Consider the following 20,775-nt stretch of genomic DNA (forward strand, 5'->3'; position numbering starts at 1 on the left):
AGTGAAGTGACGTAATGATCCATCTAAAATGGGAAGATAGAAAGACGATAAAAACAATCAAATGTGTACATGCAGACGCTAAAAAATTCGTCGTACATAACAAATTAACGCCCGGAAAAATGTACGATGTAAAAAACGAAACGGAAGAATTTTATTTTATTATTGACAACAGTAATCGAATTGGCGGCTTCAGAAAGGATTATTTCAAATAACAAAAAACGAAGTATCATGCCAGAAATGATGTGCTATCTTATACCTAAGCTTTACATGGTACTTTTTCTTGAAATTGCAGCTTATTAGGCTTTTAAAAATATAAGGTAAAACGCTGCATAATATGCATTAAAAAATAACAGGGTGAACTCACCTGTTATTTTTTTGGAATAAAATCAAATTTATTTGTACAACCTGTGATAAAAGTGTTTTCTATTAGTATTATTAATGCTATAATTTATTTATTATTTTAAATTGTTTATAATATTCCTCTTAAAATAGACTGTTAAAACACTATAACTTCAGGAAAGGGACTGAATGATATTGAAAAATATTTTTATGGTACGTCATTGTTCAGCAGAGGGACAGCATAGAGATTCCCCGCTTACTAGCGCAGGAATCAGACAGGCTCGTCTCGTTTCAAAGTTTTTCAATGATCAAAATCTGGCTTTTGACAAAATAATTTCCAGTCCTTATTTACGTGCAATTGAAAGTATCAAACCCTTTGCCCAAAACAACAATTTGCAGATAGAAGTGAACGAGAATTTAAAAGAGAGAATTTTAAGCGAAGAACCAATCGATGACTGGCTTGATGTACTGGAACAATCATTTATCGATTTAGATTTCACATTGCCTGGTGGTGAATCTTCAAACGATGCTATTAATCGGGCATCTATTATACTAGATGAAATTCTTCATAATGATAGTTTATCTAACGTAATTTTAGTCAGTCATGGAAATCTGATTTCATTACTATTAAAACAGTACGACAATTCGTTTGGATTTAATAAATGGAAGAATTTAAGAAATCCAGACATTTACTTGATTCATATGGAAAACAATGAACATACTGTACAATGCTTATGGAATGAATACTAACTACAAATACAAGTTTGCCAGCATAATACCTAAACTTTCTTGATATATTTCCGGATACTGTTCAATTGGTAAAGGGTTCATTCCAATTCCTAACTCAACTGTGAAACTTGGTTTTCGATATTCCTGCAAGTACCAATCTTTATAGCCTGCATAATTATCAACGAACCTCACTGGAAGATATCTGCTAACCCTCTTGTATTCGTCCGCAATTACCGCTGAGATTGCTGGTGCATAGTCCTTAAACCCCCAATAGATTTCCTTTCCCTGTGTATGGAATGCATTTAAACGATCAAATTTTCTAGTCTTTGCTAATTCCGCCATTGCGATTGATTCCGGCTCTGATAACGGTTTAGCACCCGGGAAATCTCTAGGGCTTGGTGCTGTTGGTTTTCGGGCAGCCTCAACCTCCCATAAAGCTGGAAATTGTTTATTAAGATCAACGCCTTTAATGTTTGCTTTCCAATTTGAAAAATCCTCTTGCCAATTATTTATCTTTAGCACTTCTGATTGAAAGTCTCCCGCCGCTAAAGAGCCATTTAACACTAAATTTACGCCATCTGGATTAACCATTGGTACTAATGATAACGTGGTGTCGATATATAAAGGTAGCATATAAACGCCTTCTATTGTCCAAGAATTAGTTAATGCCAAGGCGTATTGATTTAAAAAACGCATAATAACAGGGGTTGTGATCCATTCATTTGCATGAAATGAACCGTTTAGATGAACCAGTTTTTTCCCGTTTCCAACTTTTATTTCTACCAGCTCTTTTCCCATTACTGACTGACCTATAGATTGACTAAATAGAAATGGGTAAATCTTAAGTAATTGCTGGAGATCTTGAAGCATCTTTTCATATGTATACTGTTTAACATCGGTAACAAGTAAATTATTTACTCTTTGTGGAATATAAATTGTTTGGCCGATTTGCAGGCTATACTGATTAACAAACGGATTCACTAATTCCAATGCGTCTAAAGAGATATTATTGTTTATAGCGATTTTCCAAAACGAATCATCTTGTTTTATATCATATTCTTTTAAATTATATCCCGGTATCTGGAGCTGTTCCCCAATAGGTAACTTATTTACGTTTATTTGCGGATTAGAGTTTTCAATCAACAGCAAAGGAATTTCAAAAAGCTGACTTAGGTACCATAATGTGTCATTGTTTCGAATTGTAATTTCCATTAAATTCACCCCACTTAATAATGTATATACTAAACATTATGTAATGATATAAAAAAGATGATTACCAATAGATTGTTTTATTTAGTAGTTAAAATAAGCTATAATAACTAAAGACAATTTTTTTATAATAAATTTAATACAAATTGCTAAAATGACACAAGAGGAGGCGATCTAGTTGGCATTTGTTATTACATCACCATGTAAAGATGAAAAAGCGGGTGAATGTGTTGAGGTATGCCCAGTTGATTGTATAGAGGAAGGCAAAGATATGTTTTATATCGATCCTGATATTTGTATTGATTGCGGGGCATGTGAAGCTGTATGCCCAGTTGAAGCAATCTATATGGAGGATGAAGTACCTGAAGAGGAAAATGAATATATTGCACTAAATCGTAAATTTTACGAAGACCGCTAAACACCAAGTCGCTACTAACATAAAGGTAGCGGCTTTTTATATTAAATAAGCAGGAGGGTGCTGATAAATGAAGAAAATAAATATCACTGAAATAAATGGCTTTTATTTTGGGCATGCTCATGATGTAGATGCTTTAACAGGATGCACCGTCATTATCAGTAAGGATGGGGCAATAGCTGGTGTTGATGTCAGGGGAGGTTCACCCGGAACAAGGGAAACGGATGTATTAAACCCTGTAAACTTGGTGGAGGAAGTCCATGCTGTATTTTTATCAGGTGGAAGTGCATTTGGACTTGATGTTGGTGGTGGAATTATGAAGTATTTGGAAGAACAAGGAATTGGTTTTGATGTACAGGTTACTAAAGTTCCAATTGTCTCTGGTACTATATTGTTTGATTTATTTCCAGGTGATTCATTTACTAGACCCGATAAAAAAATGGGTTACACAGCGTGCCAAAATGCATTTAATAATTGCCCCTTTATAGAAGGCAGTGTAGGCGCGGGTATTGGAGCTACTGTTGGCAAAGGTTTAGGATATGAATATGCAATGCGAGGCGGCATCGGCATTCATGCTGTACAAATTGGGGAATTGCAGATTGGTGCAGTCATTGCGGTAAATGCATTTGGTGATATAGTTGATCTCAATACGAATCAAGTGCTTGCAGGAATGTACGATCGAAAAACAAAGAAATTTATGGACAGCGGGCAGCAAATACAGAAGCAGCTTTATCGTCAATCAACTAATCGTTTTTCAGGTAATACGACAATTGGGGCAGTCGTAACCAATGCTAAATTATCAAAATCACAGGCTAATAAAATAGCATCTATTGCCCATGATGGTTATGCACGAGCCATTCGTCCATCACACACGTTTGTGGATGGTGATACCGTATTTACGCTATCCAGTAATCGTATAGAAGTTGATTTGAATAGCTTAAGTATGTTAGCAGTCGAAGTAGTGGAACAAGCAATATACAATGCTGTTTTAAATGCAAAAACTGTGGCGGGAATACCTAGTTTTGCTGAAGTAAATCATTAATAAAAACTAGTTTATAATGTTTATTTTCATAAATTAAGTCGCTCATTAATGCCATAGTATACGACGTAGCTATTTTACTGCTTTTCTGCCCCGCAGCCGGTGTATACTTCGCCTTCTGGGAGAGAGCGGTATTATGCATCGCCTTTATGTCAACAAATATATTAGAAAACAGTATTTATCAAAATAAATGTGATAATGGTCACATTAAATGTCAAACCTGTTGTTATCCAAATTTATACATGATATGATTTTTAAAATATGCATTATATAAATAATTCCCAAAAATCTGTTATAACTATCTGGAGGTGCGGGGGTATGAGTCAATCATCAAGTCCTTTTTGGAAACGATTATCCTATTTTGGGAAATCTGAAAAGCTCAACGAACAATATGAACGTTCACCGCAAGATCGAAAATCAGAACAATATTATCGCAGCAGATGGCAGCACGACAAAGTAGTTCGAACGACACATGGAGTAAACTGTACAGGATCCTGCAGCTGGAAAGTTCATGTAAAGGACGGAATTATTGCATGGGAGACCCAGCAAACTGATTACCCTTCAACAGGTCCAGACATGCCAGAATACGAACCACGGGGCTGTCCAAGAGGTGCAAGCTTTTCTTGGTACACATATAGTCCGCATCGTGTTCGATATCCATATATTCGATCTGCATTGTTAAAAATTTGGTCGGAAGCCTTACGTGAATATAAAGATCCCGTAAAAGCATGGAAAAATATTATGGATGATCCTGAAAAATCAAAACGTTATAAATCCGCCCGCGGTAAAGGCGGCTTTGTAAGAACAACTTGGGAAGAAATAAATACCTTAATTTCTGCGTCGATAATATATACGATACAATCTGTTGGACCTGACAGGATATTTGGTTTTTCTCCAATACCTGCAATGTCAATGGTAAGCTATGCTGGCGGTGCGAGGTTTCTAAATTTAATTGGTGGATCTCTTTTAAGTTTTTACGATTGGTATGCTGATCTTCCACCTGCTTCACCGCAAATTTGGGGTGAACAAACTGATGTACCTGAAAGCTCGGACTGGTATAATTCCAGTTATTTATTAGTCTGGGGGTCAAATTTGCCTCAAACTCGTACACCGGATTCGCACTTTATGGTTGAGGCAAGATACAAAGGGACAAAGGTTGTTGCGGTTGCTCCTGACTATGCTGAATATGTAAAATTTGCTGATACATGGCTGCCGGTAGAAGCGGGCATGGATGCTGCCTTAGGAATGGCAATGACCCATGTTATTTTGAAAGAATATTACGTCGATAAACAAACACCATATTTTAATGATTATGTTAAAAAATATACAGACCTTCCTTTTTTAATCACGCTAGAAAAGGATGGTGATTCCTATCGTTCAGGGAAGTTTTTACGAGCAGAAGAACTAGGAATGGATATTGAAAAGTCAAAGTGGAAAACAATTGTATATGATCAAAACAAAGAGAAATTCGCTGCACCCGATGGAACGATTGGACATCGCTGGGAGGAAAATAAAACATGGAATCTCCATTTGCGTGATACCGATAACAAGTTGGGTGATATTGACCCACTGCTAACGTTTTTGAATGATTCGGATAATACTGTTGATGTCAGCTTCCCAGAATTTATGGTTGCTGAGAGGAAAATCTACAATCGTCCAGTTCCTGTTAAAGCAGTAACAATTGATGGCAAGGAAAAATATGTAACGACCGTTTTTGATCTTCTGATGGCGAATTGTGGAGTAAATCGCGGGTTGAAAGATGACTATATAGCATCGTATGACGACGAAAACGCACCTTTTACTCCGGCATGGCAGGAAAAACTCACTGGAGTTAAACGTGAAGATTGTGCACAGATTGCAAGAGAGTTCGCACAGAATGCGATTGACTCAAAAGGGCGCTCCATGATTATTATGGGCTCCGGAATAAATCATTGGTACAACTCTGATATTATCTACCGTGCTATATTAAACCTTGTATTATTAACAGGCTGTGAAGGTGTTAATGGCGGTGGATGGGCTCATTATGTAGGACAAGAAAAAGTCAGACCGCTTGAAGGCTGGCAAACAGTTGCTATGGCTCGTGATTGGGGTGGACCGCCACGATTACATGCTGGCACACCATTTTTTTATTTTGCTACAGAGCAATGGCGTTATGAGGATCAAAAAGTAGATAACCTTATTTCGCCTTTAACGAAAAAAAGCCGTTATCAGCATTTAGGTGATTACAATTCACTTGCAGCAAGATTAGGTTGGCTACCATCGTATCCGCAGTTTAATAAAAATTCGACAAAATTAGCTGGCAACAGGTCAAATGAAGAAGTTGTTCAATCTATAATCGATCAATTAAAATCTGGAGAAATGAAATTTGCAGTCGATAATCCAAGTGATCCAGTTAATTTTCCAAAACTATTATTTGTTTGGCGCGCTAATTTAATTGGCAGTTCAGCAAAAGGACATGAATATTTTCTAAAGCATCTATTAGGAACCCATGAAGGTACGTTAAGCGAGCAGGATGAAGAAAAAAACACTAAAGAAATAAAATGGATTGAAGAGGTGCCAGAGGGAAAATTAGATTTATTAATAAATTATGACTTTCGTATGAGCGGTACAGGATTATATTCAGATGTAGTACTTCCTGCAGCTACATGGTATGAAAAATATGACTTATCAAGTACAGATATGCACCCTTTTGTCCATTCATTCAATCCTGCAATTGCCGCACCATGGCAATCAAGGTCAGATTGGGATGCATTTAAATCACTAGCAAAAAAATTCTCTGAAATGGCAGAAACTTATTTGCCAGACCCAGTAAAAGATGTTATTGCATCACCACTATTGCACGATTCAAAGGATGAAATTTCTCAAGCATATGGAACTGTTCCAGATTGGAAATACGGGGATTTCGATCCTGTTCCTGGTGTTAATTTCCCACGTATACAGATTATAGAACGAGATTATCCGCAAGTATATGAAAAATTTGTTACATTAGGAGAAAACGTACGTGATCAGATTGGGGCAAAAGGTATTGGCTGGCACGCGAAAGAAGAATATGACAAGCTGAAAAAACTAGTGGGAACAAATAAACACACAAAACATATTAAAGGTCTGCCAAGCCTTGAAACAGATCGAAAAGCAGCAGAAACAATTCTAACACTTTCAAGTACAACAAATGGCTCTTTGGCTTTAAAAGCATGGAAAGCTCTTGAAGAAAAAACTGGCCAGGATTGCAGTGATTTAGTAATTGAACGAGCCGAGGAACATATTTCATTCAATGATATAACTGCACAGCCTCGTAAAGTATTATCTTCTCCTGTTTTCAGCGGCTCTGAAACCGGAAATAGAAGATACAAGAACTTTACAACAAATATAGAGCGGATGATTCCATTTAGAACACTTACGGGTAGGCAGAGCTTCTATCTTGACCATGATGTCATGCTGGAGTTTGGTGAAGGGCTACCAACATTTAAACCGCCATTACAGCAAATGACATTCTATGAAAATGACAGAAAACCTGAAGCGGTTCCAAATGAAATCACGCTTCGTTACTTAACACCGCATTTTAAATGGTCCTATCACTCAACCTATGGTGATACATTACCAATGCTGACCTTATTCAGAGGTGGTCCGCATGTATGGTTAAATAACGAGGACGCCGCATCTGTTCACATTAATGATAATGACTGGATTGAGATGTATAACCGTAATGGAGTTGTGGTTGCGCGGGCAGTTGTCAGTCATCGAATACCACGCGGAATTGTGTATATGTATCATGTGCAGGATCGTTTAATTAATGTTCCGGGATCAAAAATTACCAAGAACCGAGGAGGTACTTTCAACAGTCCTACTCGAATCCATATAAAACCAACACAGATGATTGGCGGGTATGCACAGCTAAGCTACGGTTTTAACTATTACGGACCAACTGGAAACCAGCGTGATGAACAAGTGATTATCCGAAAAATGGAAAGGGATGAGGTGGATTGGCTTGAAGATTAGAGCACAATTTGGCATGGTGATGAATCTGGATAAATGTATTGGGTGTCATACGTGCAGTGTGACATGCAGCAATACATGGACAAATCGCCCCGGAACCGAGTATATGTATTGGAACAACGTTGAAACGAAGCCTGGTGTTGGTTATCCGAGGGGATGGGAAGACAATGAGGAAAGAAAAGGCGGCTGGCAGGTAAAGAATGGAAAATTAGAATTAAAAGCAGGCGGGAAAGTTAGCAAGCTTTTAAACATTTTCTATAACAAAAACCTTGTACAAATTGATGAATACTATGAACCCTGGACATATGACTATGAAAATTTAGTTAATAGTCCCGAAAAAGACCATCAGCCTGTTGCAAGACCTGTATCCCAATTAACAGGAGAATACATGGACATTACATGGGGTCCTAACTGGGAAGATGATCTGGCAGGTGTATATGAAACAGGTAAAAATGATCCCAATATGAAGGGTTTGGATGAACAGATAAAATTTGAATTTGAAGAAACATTTATGATGTACTTGCCGCGGATATGTGAGCATTGTCAAAATCCTTCTTGTGTTTCATCCTGTCCTTCGGGTGCGATGTATAAGCGGGAGGAAGATGGCATTGTTTTAGTTGATCAGGATACGTGCAGAAGCTGGCGCTATTGTATGACAGGATGTCCATATAAAAAAGTCTATTTTAATTGGAAAACACATAAAGCGGAAAAATGCACTTTTTGCTTTCCTCGAATTGAAAATGGACAGCCAACCATTTGTTCGGAAACCTGTGTTGGCCGTTTAAGATACATTGGTATTGTTTTGTATGATGCAGACAAGGTTTTAAAAGCTGCATCAGTTGAAGATGAAAAGGAATTATATGAAGCACAGCTTGGAACATTTTTAGATCCACATGATCCAGCTATCCAAAAGGAAGCAATCAAACAGGGCATCCCCGAAGATTGGGTAGAGGCAGCCGGGCGTTCCCCGGTATATAAATTTGCTGTTGAACAAAAAATAGCATTGCCATTGCATCCTGAATATCGAACAATGCCAATGGTTTGGTATATCCCGCCATTGAGTCCATTTATGAATGCGCTTGGCGGACAGGTTAACTCGCTAAGTCCAGAAGTTATTTTTCCGACGATCAATCAATTCCGAATTCCGATTGACTATTTAGCAAGTTTATTTACTGCTGGCGATACGGATGTAATTAAAAGGGTATTGAAAAAGCTAGTGGCTATGCGTACGTATATGCGGTTTAAAGAGCTTAATAAAGATTTCGACAGGTCTATTTTAAAGGAAGCAGGAATGACAGAAGAAGTTGCTGAAGAAATGTATCAGCTTTCCGCTATTGCCAAATATGAAGATCGCTATGTTATTCCTAAATCCCATCGTGAAGATGCTGGTGATATGTATGCCAGGCAAGGGTCTGCTGGTTTTGAATTCATGGAAGCGTGCAGAAGCTGTATGGGCGGAAGTCAAGGTGAGGCAGATCCATTAGAATACTATGAGAGCGGATTTTGGAGGGAATTAGATGAAGGCTCACCAAAAGGTATTTAAAATCATATCCACCTTTTTACAGTACCCAGATCGTGCATGGTTTTCTAACCTGCCCGAGTTAAAGGAAACGATTGACACAATAGAAAACTCTACAGTAAAAACGTATTTAAATACGTTTATGGATTATTTGCAAACAACTCCATTTAATCAGCTTTGCGAGAAGTATGTGAAAACATTCGATTTCCATGGTATTTCGACGCTTAACCTTACCTATAATGTGTTCAAGGATTCACGTGAACGTGGAGCGGCTTTAGTAAAACTGCGACAAATATTTGCTGAATCAGAATTAGCAATGGAAACAGAGGAATTGCCTGATTATTTACCAATGATATTAGAATTTCTTGCTGTTGCGGACGAAAAGCTTATCCAACGAATATTGAAGCTGCACCTTAATTCGATAAAAAAATTAGAAAGCGATTTAGCAGAAAATGACAGCGATTATCACGTTCTGCTTCAAGCAGCAATTGAAATATCTGCTGAAACGCTTAGGGATGTTAAAGTATCTTAATTGAAAGGGTTGTTGCTTTGTGTCAAACCTTGATATTTTCCTTTGGGTTGTATTTCCTTATATTGCGATAACTATTTTTATTTTAGGGCATATCTATCGGTACAACACAGATCAATTTGGCTGGACCGCAAAATCCAGTCAATTCTTGGAACAAAAACGATTGCGATTTGGCAGCACTGTGTTTCATTGGGGAATAATATTTGTGTTTTTTGGGCATGTAGCTGGTTTGTTAATCCCTAAGGCATGGTATACATTGTTTGGTATATCTGATCACATGTACCATTTTGGGGCGATTTGGTTTGGCGGATTGGCAGGACTTGCTGTAGTAGTGGGCGGATTTTTCCTATTTTTAAGGCGCGTATCTGTGAAACGTGTTGTTAAAAACAGCTCTGTAAGTGACTACGTTGCACTTATTATGCTTGGCATAGTAGTTCTTGTTGGTTTTACAAATACTGCTGGCTACTCAGCTTCCGGGGGGACCTTTGACTACCGTGTAACAATTGGTCCCTGGTTGAGAGAAATCATAACATTACAACCTACCCAAGGAATGATTGCAGCAATGTCTGAAGCCCCGATTGGATTCAAATTGCATGTATTGCTTGCTTTCCTGCTATTTGCTATTTGGCCGTTTACTAGACTTGTGCATGTATTTAGCTTACCGTTAAAATATTTAAGAAGAAATTATGTTGTATACCGAAATGTTAAACCATATCATAAAACTAAAGTTGCTGAGAGAAAAGATATTTAATTCTAACGTCCCTGCATTTACCGGTGCTGGGACGTTTGTGTTATGATATACGTGAGATTATTTAATTATATTGGGGGATATAGAATATGGCAACTGGACCCGCATTACGAAAATTAGCTTCTCATCGTTCTATCCATGAGGGAGCATACGTCGAGGCGCGAGACCTAACATTAGTGACAGAACGGTTATTAAATGATGAGCGTAAAGATGATTGCTTAAAGGCTGCTAAAGCATTAGCTGAACATTGGGAAACACGAGTAATTGCACATGCGGATGCTGAGGAGGATGGGCTGTATAAAGAAATATTAGAAGAAAATCCTGAGCTGAAAAAAGAAATACATATGCTGACTCGTGATCATGATTTACTCCGAATAATTTTGGATCAAATTAAAGAAAAATTAGGTGAGAGGCTAGTAACCAGGGAAATGATTGATCAATTTAAATCATTGTTAATTGTAAATGAGATCCATAGCAGAAGCGAAGAAAGCAAACTGCTAAAAGAATAGATTAATTAAGGGCGAAACTATCATATATGTAGTGTCGCCCTTTTTCCATCAAAGAACCAAATTTCCTTAACTGATATAAAAATTTGAAATGAATTTTACAAAGTCGCTCTCCATTTGTTGTTCATATTTATATAAAATATACATATTTGCAGTTGGTAATGTTAGAAAAGGTGCAGGCACTTCTAATAATCTCCCTTCTAATATTTCCCGGTTTATGATCGATTTTGGTAAGAAGCTTACACCAATACCTTCTAATACAAAACGTTTTGTAACATAGGACTGATTTACTTTCATCAATTTATATGTCGATAAAGAAGTCTTTAATTGCTCTTTCAACCTCTCCCAATAGGTGGGATGATTATCTGTAAAAATAATAGTACTCTCAAGAAGGTTTTGTGCATCAATGATAGGACCGGTTTCAGAATCATATCCGTCATGTCTGCAAACAAGACTGACGGATTCTTCATGAAGTTTTAACGATTTAATTGTTGGAAATCCAGGCAGACATGATAACCCTAAATCGACTTCTCCTTTTTCTACAGCATCGGAAATTTTAATTGACTCTAATACTTCGATGGATAATTCGACATTTGGAAACGTTTTCGTGTAACGTACTAGAATACTAGGCAGAATCGTTTCTGCCATTAATGGAGAAATAGCTACTCTTATTGTTCTTTGAAAACCTTGCTGAAAACTATTTAACCGGGTTATACTTTTTTCATACTGCGCTATCATTTCTTTTGCTTCCTTTTCAAATAATCTCCCGAATTCGGTTAGTTGGATATTTCTTCCATACTTGTTAAACAATTTGCCGCCCAACTCTTCTTCAAGTTGTCTTATTTGAAACGTAACAGCAGGCTGTGTAATATATAGTTTTTCTGCGACCATACGGAAATTTTCATATTTTGCAGCCAGTAAAAATGTTTGCATGATCCGTGTGTCCATAGTTACACCTCATTAATAAAATATAGTTATTATTATAGTAAATAATATTAAATTTTAATAATTATTTGATTGACATATACTTAAAGAAAGGGAAGGGGAGAGAACAATGTACAAACCAGGTTTAAAGGGTGTAACAGCAGTAGAAACGTCATTAAGTCAAATTAATGGCGAACAGGGCATGTTACTATATCGCAATACACCTATACAAGAAATTATTAAAAAATATTCATTTGAAGAGACGGCGTATTACTTACTGTATGGAACAATTCCCGCTAAAGAAAAATTAATTATTTTTGAATCAAACCTTAAAATATATCGTAAATTACCCATTCATATCATGCGTATTTTGGATAGTTTACCAAAGGAACTTTCTATGATGGATGTATTACGGACTGCGGTTTCGTCTGTAACATTAGAACATGATAGCTATCTTAAGAATGCAAATCAGCTAATAGCTATTATGCCAACAATAATTGCTTATCGATACAGAAAAATTAAGAACCAGCCTATAATTAATCCAGATGATAATTTAAATCATGTAAATAATTTTATATATATGCTTAAAGGCAACATAAATACGACTCACGCAAGCATGTTAGAAACATATTTAATAATGACGATGGAGCATGGGCTAAATGCATCAACATTTTCTGCTCGTGTAACGATATCAACACAAAGTGATCTTGTATCAGCCATTACTTCAGCTATCGGCACAATGAAAGGGCCCTTGCATGGAGGCGCACCCTCTGGAGTCATTCGATTACTTGATGAAATAAACACGGAAGACCGCATAATAGAGGTCATTCACAATAAGCTTAAAAACAAGGAAAGAATTATGGGATTTGGCCACAGGGTATATAAAACTGTAGATCCGCGGGCAGAAGCTTTAAAAAACAAAATAAACGAACTAGATGAATTACCCGAATGGATAAAACTGGCTATAAAGACCGAAAAAGAAACAATAAAATTATTAAATAAACATAAGCCGAATCAAAGACTTTATACAAATGTAGAATATTATGCAGCAGCAATTATGAAATCATTAGATATAGATCCAGAATTATTTACTGCAATATTTAGTTCAAGCAGAGTCATTGGCTGGTGCGCACATGCAATTGAACAAATTAATAACAACACGATATTCAGACCAACTGCAAAATATATAACGAAATAATTCATTCGATAGCGCTATAAAAATAATCAACTTATAGCGCTAAAATTTTAAATTTGTCTCAATATCATAAGTATTCTTAGATTATGAGATTAAAATTCATTGGCTTACTTAACTTCCTATAATATATATTATGTAAACTAGAAACGATTAAAAATTTAACTGTTATATTTTCCCCTTTTCATTATTGACGAGTGACACAATAATACTGAAGATAATGACACAAAAATACTGAACCCGTCGCCTTTTCCTATATTCCTATCTTTTTTATAGTTATTTTATTAAAATTCTCCTTATAATGCTTAAAATTAATTTATTCATCCAATGTTTTTAATAATTTAGTGACACAAATATACTGAATTTCTTGTTTAACACATACATCTTTACATAAATTGGACTGGTTGTGACACAAAAATACTGAAACCAAAAAAACTGTGGGCATAAAATCTCCCACAGCCAGTGATTTTTGTATTTATTTATCTGCCTTATTTACTGCTTCATGCATTTCTTCATTTGTGAGATGAGTGTATATCATAGTCGTTTGTATAGAAGAATGTCCCAATTGTCTCCTTAACTTAGGTACATTATTGTTTTCAAGATGGTATCTGGTTGCGAATGAATGTCTTAACTTATGTACCGATAATGATGGTTTACCGAATGCTTTAGCATACTTTTCAACTAACTTTTCAATTGACCGTTCTGTTAATCTTCTAGTTGTTCCTTTTGGTCCCATGGTCGATGCAACAAATAATGCTTTGGTACTTTTATTAACCTCATATCGTTTTTTACGAATAGATAGATATTCCTTTAGATCAAATGTAGCTTGTTCACTAAAATAAACATATTGTTCCTTGTTCCCTTTTCTAATAACCCGAACAGTGCTCTTTTTCCAGTCAATATCATCTAAATTAAGACCAACTACTTCAGATAGTCTAAGGCCAGATCCTAGAATTAATGAAATAATAGCTGTATCTCTCTCGCAGTTTTTCTTATGGAAATTAACGAGCTTTTTGTTGTCTTTATGTACCAAACCGTATTCATGGGCTACAAATTGACGAAACTCTTCATATTCATCTCCTCGCAGCATTTTTCCTTCCATTCGATTGGCGATTGTTTCTTGGTCTTCCTTAACATCATTTAATTCTATCTTCGCCATCACATTTCTTAGAATATATGGCTTCAAGTCAGTTGTTTCTGCGATATTCTGTAGGTAATGAAATAAAGACTTTAGTGCAGATAATTTTCGATTAATGGTTGATGCAGAATTCTCTAATTTAAATTCTAAAAAGGATAAGAAATCTTCAATTTGTTGTACTGTTAGGCTTTCCAGTATTTCAAGTGATACATCTACCCGTTTCCCCTTAAAATACCCTTCTGCCAATATCCAATCGAAAAAAATCATATAATCATGGCAATAGTTTAGAAGTGATGCTGAAGATAGTTTTCTTCGTTTTTTATCTATGTATTCACCAACATACCAGGGAAGCTCTTTTACTTTTTCCTCTACCCTCTCATAATAACGTTGTTTCTTATCTATACTCATTTTGACCACCCCGCTAAAATTAGTTTAGCTTTTATTAATAACTTCGTCAAATTTATATTTTACGTAATAATTATTGCAGGTACACTATATATTATATATCAAAAAATCACTTCTACTTCATTCATTTATTCATACTGCTAAGGAAATCATAAGTTAATTATATCATCCCTTTTAACCCAACGGTTATTTTTAAAACGATGCTATAAGAATACGGCACGATATACTTTTGTTCCAAAAAGAATCCCTACATTCATTGAATCCTGGCACTAGTTGAACGGTCATTTGAAGGATTCGGTCCACAACAAGTCGTATTTGCCACGGCGACTGTAAACTTGTAGGGGCAGCTAATGAATTTTTAGGTCCCTCTTAAATGATCTGAAGCTAGTAAAACGAGCTGTGCTCGCTAAAGGGAAACCGCACTATTGCGCATAAAGAAATGAAGAGTGCCAATCTCAAATCAGAGGATATGGTAAAAAAATTCACCGAATTATATGATATCCAGAATTCATTTAAGAATTTCTAACAATGCATATTACGTTTTGCTTTGTACAAAATAACAAAAAAGCGGTTGAAAGGATGAACTTAGGATGGAACGATTAATGTTAAGGGGGTTACTTGTAGCATGTCTTGCATCGATACCTTTTTTGTTCAAGAAAAAGGGATTGATCATATGGTTACTTGTATTTTTCAGTAAGGGTGTATTAGCAACCATTGTTGATAATTTCGCAGTAGGAACAGGTCGGATTAAATATCCTGTTAGATTTTTTCCAAAAATATTTAAAACAAATATTTTATATAATTTACTATATTTTCCTCTTCTTAGCGTAGTATGGATTCAAATTACTTATTATGCTCCACCAGCTTCAATTTTACTTAAAAGTCTTTATTTCAGTGTACCAATGTCAATTTGCCAATGGTGGATGGAAAAAAAGACAAGGTTATTTGAATGGAAAAGGTGGTCTATATTTCATACATTTCTATGTGTGAATTTTAGCCTATTTACTATAAGAGGATTTATTAGCATTATTAAAAAGATTCCGGTACAAGATATCAATTCAAAAAATAACCTTCAATAACAATTTGCTGTAGATATCCTTTAACAACATACTGTTTGATAAAGATAGGACATTTTTAAAATACGGTTATCGCTGTGCTAAAAGAAATCATATTTTAAAAAGGATAATACAAGATGATAAAAACTATAATTATGAGTATTATCATGGCTGTATGCTTGATACTTCCTGAAATAGGGCATGCTCAAGTATTTATGAGGTGAAACAGGGAGACAGCCTGTGGGAATTTTTTCAGAAATATGGAGTAAATAAAGAAAAAATTACCTCTTTAAATGGGCTTAGTGAGAACAGTCGTCTTGTTCTTGTCAAGGCACTGGTTATTCCAGGTTCTACTTATGTAGTTCAGACGGGAGAAAGTCTTTTGGAGGGTAGCGTCATGAAACTCCACTTACAACGTTAAGGAATTTTCCATTATTAATAGCCTAACTTCTCCGCAAATTAAAATAGAGCAATTGGGCCTTAATTATAACACCCAATTGCTGAATATAAACAATATTATTAAATGCATCCGAAACGAACACTATAAGATGTCCGCAAGATGTCAGCCTTAGAATAATTATTTTTCAGTTGCTTTATTCCCCATTGCGATAGAAATTCTATTCCAACTGTTGATTTGATTGATAATTAGAACAAGATCAACATATTGTCTTTCGTCATATTGCTCACGTACTCGTTGATAAAGCTCATCTGGCACATGTTTTGTTGAGATTAAAGTCACGTACTCTGTCAACTCAAGAGCTACTTTTTCCGCATCTGAATAAAATGTACACTCTCTCCAAGCACTAATACAATATAAACGTTGTTCCGTTTCTCCCATTTTCCTAGCGTCAGCTGTATGCATGTTAATACAGTATGCACAACCATTTATTTGAGAAGCCCGAATTTTTATAAGTTCACGAAGTTTCCGGTCTATACCTGTAGTTTTCGTATACTTGTCCATTTCCATAATGATTTTAAGTGCTTCTGGTGCTACATTGTAATAATCAATTCGTTGTTCCATTTTTAATTACCTCCTTAAAAATCTTAGTTAACTCTGGATTTTAATACCCCTCCCTTTAATTCAAAAGGTCGCTGATTTTTCTAGTTTAGAAAGATTGTGAGTTAATATAACCTATTAATTCTTTTTCAGCTGATTTTATTATTTCTTCTTTGTCGTTAGTATACATGTCTAAGCCTTGACAACGTATTAATTTCATTTTGTTAATTCCCATCATGTGCAGTACTCCGCGCATATATTTTGGTGCAATATCTAAATTTACATATCGGTAATTAGTATCATATTCACTTCCACTCGTGAGGATAAATGTGACCTTGGTAGTTTCGTCTGACATCAATCCAACTGAACCAGTTTCAGTGTATTTGAATGTTTCTCTTGCAGTTAGAATATTATCCAGATAGTCTTTAAACTTTGCAGGCACATTCCAATTATGCAAAGGCATGTAAATATAAATATAATCTGCTGACTTCCATTGTTTAATTAATTTATATTGTGCTTCATGATTTTTTAATCGTTCAGCAGACATTTCTTTAGGATTAGTAAAATTTAAAGTGTCAGCAGTAACTTGCGGGATAAAATTATTTGGATCGTAAACATTTAATACTTTGATTGTTCCTTGACCATTTAATTTTTCTTGTAAAGTTTTTAATCCAACATCTGCTAAACGGTTTGCTGTTCTTTTTTGATTGTTGTAATCAGGATGAGCTATTAACTGTAAAATATTCATTGTTCCACCACTATTAATTTGATTATTTTGTAGTTCCAGTCTTTGTTCCAATTTATTTCCTCCTAAATAGGTTCCAATTAGAGATTAAATTGATCGACGATTGGCATTAACTATAATATATGCTATAATTATTTTTGTCAAGTGAAGATGGTTTACCAAAATCCTCTATTTGACTAAGACTCTAAATTCACCTAAGATACAATTTGAAAATCTTTAAAAAAGCAGGTGAGTTTTATGCAATACAGTGTCGGCGTTGAATATGCTTTACATTGTCTAGTTTATTTAATTGATGTTCCTTCCAAAGAAAGTGTAGGAATAAAGGATTTGGCAGAGTTCCAAGGACTTTCCGAGACATTTCTATCAAAAGTTTTCGGTAAATTATCTAAGGCTGGTATTGTTAGCTCTGTCCCTGGTGTGAAGGGTGGATATAAACTTGCTAAATCTCCAGAAGATGTTTCCTTTTGGGATGTAGTTGAAGCAGTTGAAGGTCATAAGCCTATTTTTCAATGTAAAAATATCAAAGATAATGGCTATTTGTATCGAGAAGGATGCTGTTCAGCTCCCTCTTTTTGTACCATCAATTTAGTTATGCTCTCTGCGGAAGAAAAAATGCGTGATGATTTACGTAGTAAAACTCTTTCATGGTTAAATGAAGAACTTAATCGTGTCTTGCCCAAACAAATACGTGAAGAAACCCGGAAATATTTTTCGTAGATTAACAACTAAAAAAACAAACCTCTCATGAAATTTCCTAATTAAAAGAAATTTAGAGAGGTTTTTTTTATTTCAAGGAAAACGTATGTTTCAATTGTTTATTGATAACTACAACCAATACTCAACTTTACCCGTTTACAATCTTAGTAAGTTATTCAAGATATTGGCCTTTAATGGAATAAAGAGGGACCATTTGTAGTGATTTTTGGTTTGCTTTCTTACTCCATATGTAATCGATTAATTCAAATAGGTCTTGTGTACTTCGAGTTAAATGATACTTCCAATCTGGCACAATGTTACTGCTGATCAAGTAAAGAAGTACAACTTCTCTTTATCAGGGAGGTTGACATTAAATACAGCAATAAACACCATTGATGATATTGTTGAAAATGTAAAGAAATTAGTTAGATAATGTTATTATTAACCAACTCCACCTTTTTTGAATGAGTAAGGAATAATCCCTTTTGCTTTAACTTTATTTAATGGGGAAATTGTCCAATCTGGAATATTAGAGACTAATAGATTTTCCATTATTTTCGCATTTGATTCTAAGCGAGTAATTTTATCTTCTAATTCTTTTATTTTATGTTCATAACTCATTGCTTATCACCTCTAATAAGTTATTAGCCCCTCTCAAATGAGAAGGGCTAGTCGTGTGGAGTCGTGATGTTTTATTTATTATACCCTTTTTGCTTAATCTGCATTCGTATAAGGTTGATGACCATTGTGAATGACTTCATGCCATCCCGGGATAGATCTAGCTATCGGTAATTTTTCACTTTTCTTAGCTGTATCGAGTTTTTTAGATTTAGTACTTGATGGCTTGTAGCATATAAATGCAGCATTAAAAATTTTAGTAATTTGAATATATACCCTAAAGCTAATATGTCTTTAATCTTCTTGTTTAGGTTTTTGTCTCGATTTGCTAGTTACTTGCATTTCATTACCAGTAACAGAAGTGAAATCACGGTATGCATAGTTCGTATTTACACTTCCGTTGATTCTGTTTACTTCCACTATTTGTGTGCTGCTACATTTAATAAGAAGATTTGTCATAGCTGCATGTTTCTCCCCATTGAGTTACCCAATTATCAAATCGATTTAATTTACTTCTGTTAAGTTGATTATCTAGCTAACTTTTATTTGCGTAAAGACTGACATAATAACCTACATCCCTTCACCACATCTAAGAAAGTGTAACAAATCTCTACTAATTCAGCATCAGAAGATATACCATGTCGCTTTTTATATCCGTTTGCATCCTTGATATCAAAAGAGATGGGATAAGATGGATTTTTTACTTTTAACAACCTTAAGGCGTTGTCCACCTCACTCCGTAACTTTATAAATAGGCACCCCAATGGATGCCTACACGTTCACATTCTTAAACATTACTCTTAAATTTTTCATCGTATCGGTATCGCTATTAATTCCTATTCGCAGCATGGCAAACTGAATTCCATCGACTTTAACTTTATCCCAATCAATATCTTTTAGTTGTTCCGATACATCTATTCCTTTTCGTTTAGTCATTAGTGTTCCTCCTCTTTGGTTTGAGTCATGTTCTTAGTACCGCTATACAAACCAGTTGCTGAAAGTCCATACATCAGTCCGACGATGATATTTTGTTTCAAGCTTGCATCTAAATAAAAAATACCGAATGCAAGACCTAATACAACTGCTACAAATGGGCTATATTTCACTGGTAAACCCACTATTTTAACTAACTCCACCATTGCCAAAATCAATGGAATAATCGCCACATCATAAATTTCAAACATTTAAATTCCTCCTTTAATAATTACCACTAATAAAGTCATAACAATTGCACTTAAAACTAACCGCAATATCCATGTTGCATTGCCTTTTATTGATTTAATATCTTCTTTAACCATTCTTTCATCTAGCTTATGCAACTTTTAAGCATGTTTTTACATCATTTCTATTTCTAACTTAATAATTCTTTCATCCATATGAAACCGCCTTTCTCAATCGAGTAGAGGGAAAAGTTAAGAACTTTTCGCCCCTCTCACACCACCGTACGTACGGTTCCGTAACGGCGGTTCAATTTATATTTCAGTGTGTACTTTTAGATAGTGGTCTAAGGCAAAGGGGATTCCCCTTCGCCTTAGTCGCTTGTTGGATAAGGCTATCTGTACGACCTTCGATAGTCCAATAAATCGGTAACCTTTTCTACAGTAAGTTAAGCCTTTGGCTTCTTCTTTGGGTATATCAAGCTGAACGAGAGATTTTATTCTCTTTTTACTGTTCTTCCAATGCTTCCAAATGATTACCCGAATTCTGGAGCGGAGCTTTGCATCTATTGTCGCAAGAATTTTCTTCATGTTAGCTATCTTGAAGTAGTTGACCCAGCCGAAGATGACCTGTTTTAACTTGACGATTCTATCGTCTAGTGAGATGCCCCAATTTCGTTTCGTTAGCTGTCGCAGTTTCCTTTGAAATTTCCGAATCGACTTTCCATGTGGTCTTGGTTGAAACTTCTTTTTATTAGTGTAAATCAGCACATTATCCCAGACATCAAATATCAAATTAATCCAGCTTAAAATCCGAGATAA

The 20,775-nt window shown here is 35.4% G+C and carries 24 protein-coding genes and 1 pseudogene; 13 read left to right on the forward strand and 12 right to left on the reverse strand.

The genetic code is table 11. The features are described 5' to 3' along the window. Positions 1-14: 14 nt before the first annotated feature. Together IEV74_RS03385 and IEV74_RS03390 are read left to right on the forward strand one after the other, a co-directional pair. Positions 15-212 (forward strand): DUF6501 family protein, encoded by a 198-nt coding sequence (locus IEV74_RS03385; protein ID WP_188453919.1) that lies wholly within the window; start codon positions 15-17, stop codon positions 210-212. A 337-nt stretch (positions 213-549) separates the two neighbouring features. Beyond that, the gene (locus tag IEV74_RS03390) at positions 550-1,089 is read left to right on the forward strand and encodes a histidine phosphatase family protein (RefSeq protein ID WP_229683043.1); all 540 of its coding nucleotides are present in this window, start codon (positions 550-552) and stop codon (positions 1,087-1,089) included. Here the strand turns inward: IEV74_RS03390 and IEV74_RS03395 are convergent, their stop codons facing one another. Next, a complete protein-coding gene (locus IEV74_RS03395; protein ID WP_188453920.1) occupies positions 1,090-2,280 on the reverse strand; it encodes a M14 family metallopeptidase in 1,191 nt (396 codons plus the stop codon). 175 nt (positions 2,281-2,455) lie between these two features. On the opposite strand from IEV74_RS03395, the gene IEV74_RS03400 reads away from it, so the two are divergent. The 7 genes from IEV74_RS03400 (at position 2,456) to IEV74_RS03430 (ending at position 11,029) form a co-directional block, all read left to right on the forward strand. Beyond that, entirely contained in the window at positions 2,456-2,695 is a 240-nt protein-coding gene (locus IEV74_RS03400) for a DUF362 domain-containing protein (RefSeq protein ID WP_188453921.1), read from the forward strand. A 67-nt stretch (positions 2,696-2,762) separates the two neighbouring features. Then, positions 2,763-3,734 (forward strand): P1 family peptidase, encoded by a 972-nt coding sequence (locus tag IEV74_RS03405; protein WP_188453922.1) that lies wholly within the window; start codon positions 2,763-2,765, stop codon positions 3,732-3,734. A gap of 315 nt (positions 3,735-4,049) precedes the next feature. Continuing rightward, complete coding sequence (locus IEV74_RS03410) at positions 4,050-7,727, forward strand: nitrate reductase subunit alpha (RefSeq protein WP_188453923.1); 3,678 nt, start codon at positions 4,050-4,052, stop codon at positions 7,725-7,727. Then, positions 7,717-9,267: a nitrate reductase subunit beta gene (narH, locus tag IEV74_RS03415; protein ID WP_188453924.1), complete on the forward strand. Its 1,551-nt coding sequence runs from the start codon at positions 7,717-7,719 to the stop codon at positions 9,265-9,267. The genes IEV74_RS03410 and narH overlap by 11 nt, the downstream gene beginning before the upstream one ends. Then, complete coding sequence (gene narJ / locus IEV74_RS03420) at positions 9,242-9,775, forward strand: nitrate reductase molybdenum cofactor assembly chaperone (protein ID WP_188453925.1); 534 nt, start codon at positions 9,242-9,244, stop codon at positions 9,773-9,775. Before narH ends, narJ begins: the two co-directional genes overlap by 26 nt. 19 nt (positions 9,776-9,794) lie before the next feature. Then, entirely contained in the window at positions 9,795-10,523 is a 729-nt protein-coding gene (narI, locus tag IEV74_RS03425; RefSeq protein WP_188453926.1) for a respiratory nitrate reductase subunit gamma, read from the forward strand. Positions 10,524-10,609: 86 nt separating this feature from the next. Further along, complete coding sequence (locus IEV74_RS03430; RefSeq protein WP_188453927.1) at positions 10,610-11,029, forward strand: hemerythrin domain-containing protein; 420 nt, start codon at positions 10,610-10,612, stop codon at positions 11,027-11,029. Positions 11,030-11,095: 66 nt separating this feature from the next. Here the strand turns inward: IEV74_RS03430 and IEV74_RS03435 are convergent, their stop codons facing one another. Then, positions 11,096-11,974, reverse strand: coding sequence for a LysR family transcriptional regulator (locus IEV74_RS03435; protein WP_188453928.1), 879 nt, complete (start codon positions 11,972-11,974; stop codon positions 11,096-11,098). 106 nt (positions 11,975-12,080) lie between these two features. Between IEV74_RS03435 and IEV74_RS03440 the strand changes: the two genes are divergently transcribed. Next, complete coding sequence (locus IEV74_RS03440; RefSeq protein ID WP_188453929.1) at positions 12,081-13,148, forward strand: citrate/2-methylcitrate synthase; 1,068 nt, start codon at positions 12,081-12,083, stop codon at positions 13,146-13,148. A 469-nt stretch (positions 13,149-13,617) separates the two neighbouring features. On the opposite strand, the gene xerS is transcribed toward IEV74_RS03440, so the two are convergent. After that, on the reverse strand, positions 13,618-14,688 hold the full coding sequence (xerS, locus tag IEV74_RS03445) for a tyrosine recombinase XerS (protein ID WP_188453930.1): 1,071 nt from the start codon (positions 14,686-14,688) through the stop codon (positions 13,618-13,620). Between the two features lie 587 nt (positions 14,689-15,275). On the opposite strand from xerS, the gene IEV74_RS03450 reads away from it, so the two are divergent. Continuing rightward, positions 15,276-15,764 carry a CBO0543 family protein gene (locus IEV74_RS03450; RefSeq protein ID WP_188453931.1) on the forward strand — a complete coding sequence of 163 codons (489 nt, stop codon included), beginning with the start codon at positions 15,276-15,278 and terminating at the stop codon, positions 15,762-15,764. Between the two features lie 553 nt (positions 15,765-16,317). On the opposite strand, the gene IEV74_RS03460 is transcribed toward IEV74_RS03450, so the two are convergent. Both IEV74_RS03460 and IEV74_RS03465 read right to left on the reverse strand, forming a co-directional pair. After that, on the reverse strand, positions 16,318-16,761 hold the full coding sequence (locus tag IEV74_RS03460; RefSeq protein WP_099158281.1) for a carboxymuconolactone decarboxylase family protein: 444 nt from the start codon (positions 16,759-16,761) through the stop codon (positions 16,318-16,320). 85 nt (positions 16,762-16,846) lie between these two features. Then, positions 16,847-17,536 carry an FMN-dependent NADH-azoreductase gene (locus IEV74_RS03465; RefSeq protein WP_099158280.1) on the reverse strand — a complete coding sequence of 230 codons (690 nt, stop codon included), beginning with the start codon at positions 17,534-17,536 and terminating at the stop codon, positions 16,847-16,849. A gap of 183 nt (positions 17,537-17,719) precedes the next feature. Between IEV74_RS03465 and IEV74_RS03470 the strand changes: the two genes are divergently transcribed. Then, positions 17,720-18,199: an RrF2 family transcriptional regulator gene (locus IEV74_RS03470; protein ID WP_099158279.1), complete on the forward strand. Its 480-nt coding sequence runs from the start codon at positions 17,720-17,722 to the stop codon at positions 18,197-18,199. 193 nt (positions 18,200-18,392) lie between these two features. On the opposite strand, the pseudogene IEV74_RS19905 reads toward IEV74_RS03470, so the two are convergent. Next, positions 18,393-18,470, reverse strand: a pseudogene (locus IEV74_RS19905) (recombinase family protein); the annotation flags it as partial. On the opposite strand from IEV74_RS19905, the gene IEV74_RS03475 reads away from it, so the two are divergent. Continuing rightward, positions 18,471-18,611 (forward strand): hypothetical protein, encoded by a 141-nt coding sequence (locus IEV74_RS03475; protein ID WP_188453933.1) that lies wholly within the window; start codon positions 18,471-18,473, stop codon positions 18,609-18,611. 8 nt (positions 18,612-18,619) lie between these two features. Here IEV74_RS03475 and IEV74_RS03480 read toward each other — a convergent pair whose 3' ends face one another. The 6 genes from IEV74_RS03480 to IEV74_RS03495 form a co-directional block, all read right to left on the reverse strand. Further along, complete coding sequence (locus IEV74_RS03480) at positions 18,620-18,799, reverse strand: hypothetical protein (RefSeq protein ID WP_188453934.1); 180 nt, start codon at positions 18,797-18,799, stop codon at positions 18,620-18,622. A gap of 291 nt (positions 18,800-19,090) precedes the next feature. Beyond that, complete coding sequence (locus tag IEV74_RS19850) at positions 19,091-19,216, reverse strand: hypothetical protein (RefSeq protein ID WP_268233828.1); 126 nt, start codon at positions 19,214-19,216, stop codon at positions 19,091-19,093. Between the two features lie 351 nt (positions 19,217-19,567). Then, positions 19,568-19,732, reverse strand: a complete 165-nt coding sequence (locus IEV74_RS03485; RefSeq protein ID WP_176555810.1) for a glycoside hydrolase family 25 domain-containing protein — start codon at positions 19,730-19,732, stop codon at positions 19,568-19,570. Then, positions 19,732-19,980 (reverse strand): hypothetical protein, encoded by a 249-nt coding sequence (locus IEV74_RS03490; RefSeq protein WP_099158278.1) that lies wholly within the window; start codon positions 19,978-19,980, stop codon positions 19,732-19,734. Before IEV74_RS03490 ends, IEV74_RS03485 begins: the two co-directional genes overlap by 1 nt. Further along, entirely contained in the window at positions 19,981-20,115 is a 135-nt protein-coding gene (locus IEV74_RS19855; RefSeq protein WP_268233829.1) for a hypothetical protein, read from the reverse strand. A 153-nt stretch (positions 20,116-20,268) separates the two neighbouring features. Beyond that, positions 20,269-20,775, reverse strand: a 507-nt coding sequence (locus IEV74_RS03495; RefSeq protein WP_308418965.1) for a group II intron maturase-specific domain-containing protein, incomplete at its 5' end; no start/stop codon positions are given.

The sequence above is a fragment of the Virgibacillus oceani genome, from assembly GCF_014638995.1.
Lineage (GTDB): Bacteria > Bacillota > Bacilli > Bacillales > Amphibacillaceae > Virgibacillus_E > Virgibacillus_E oceani.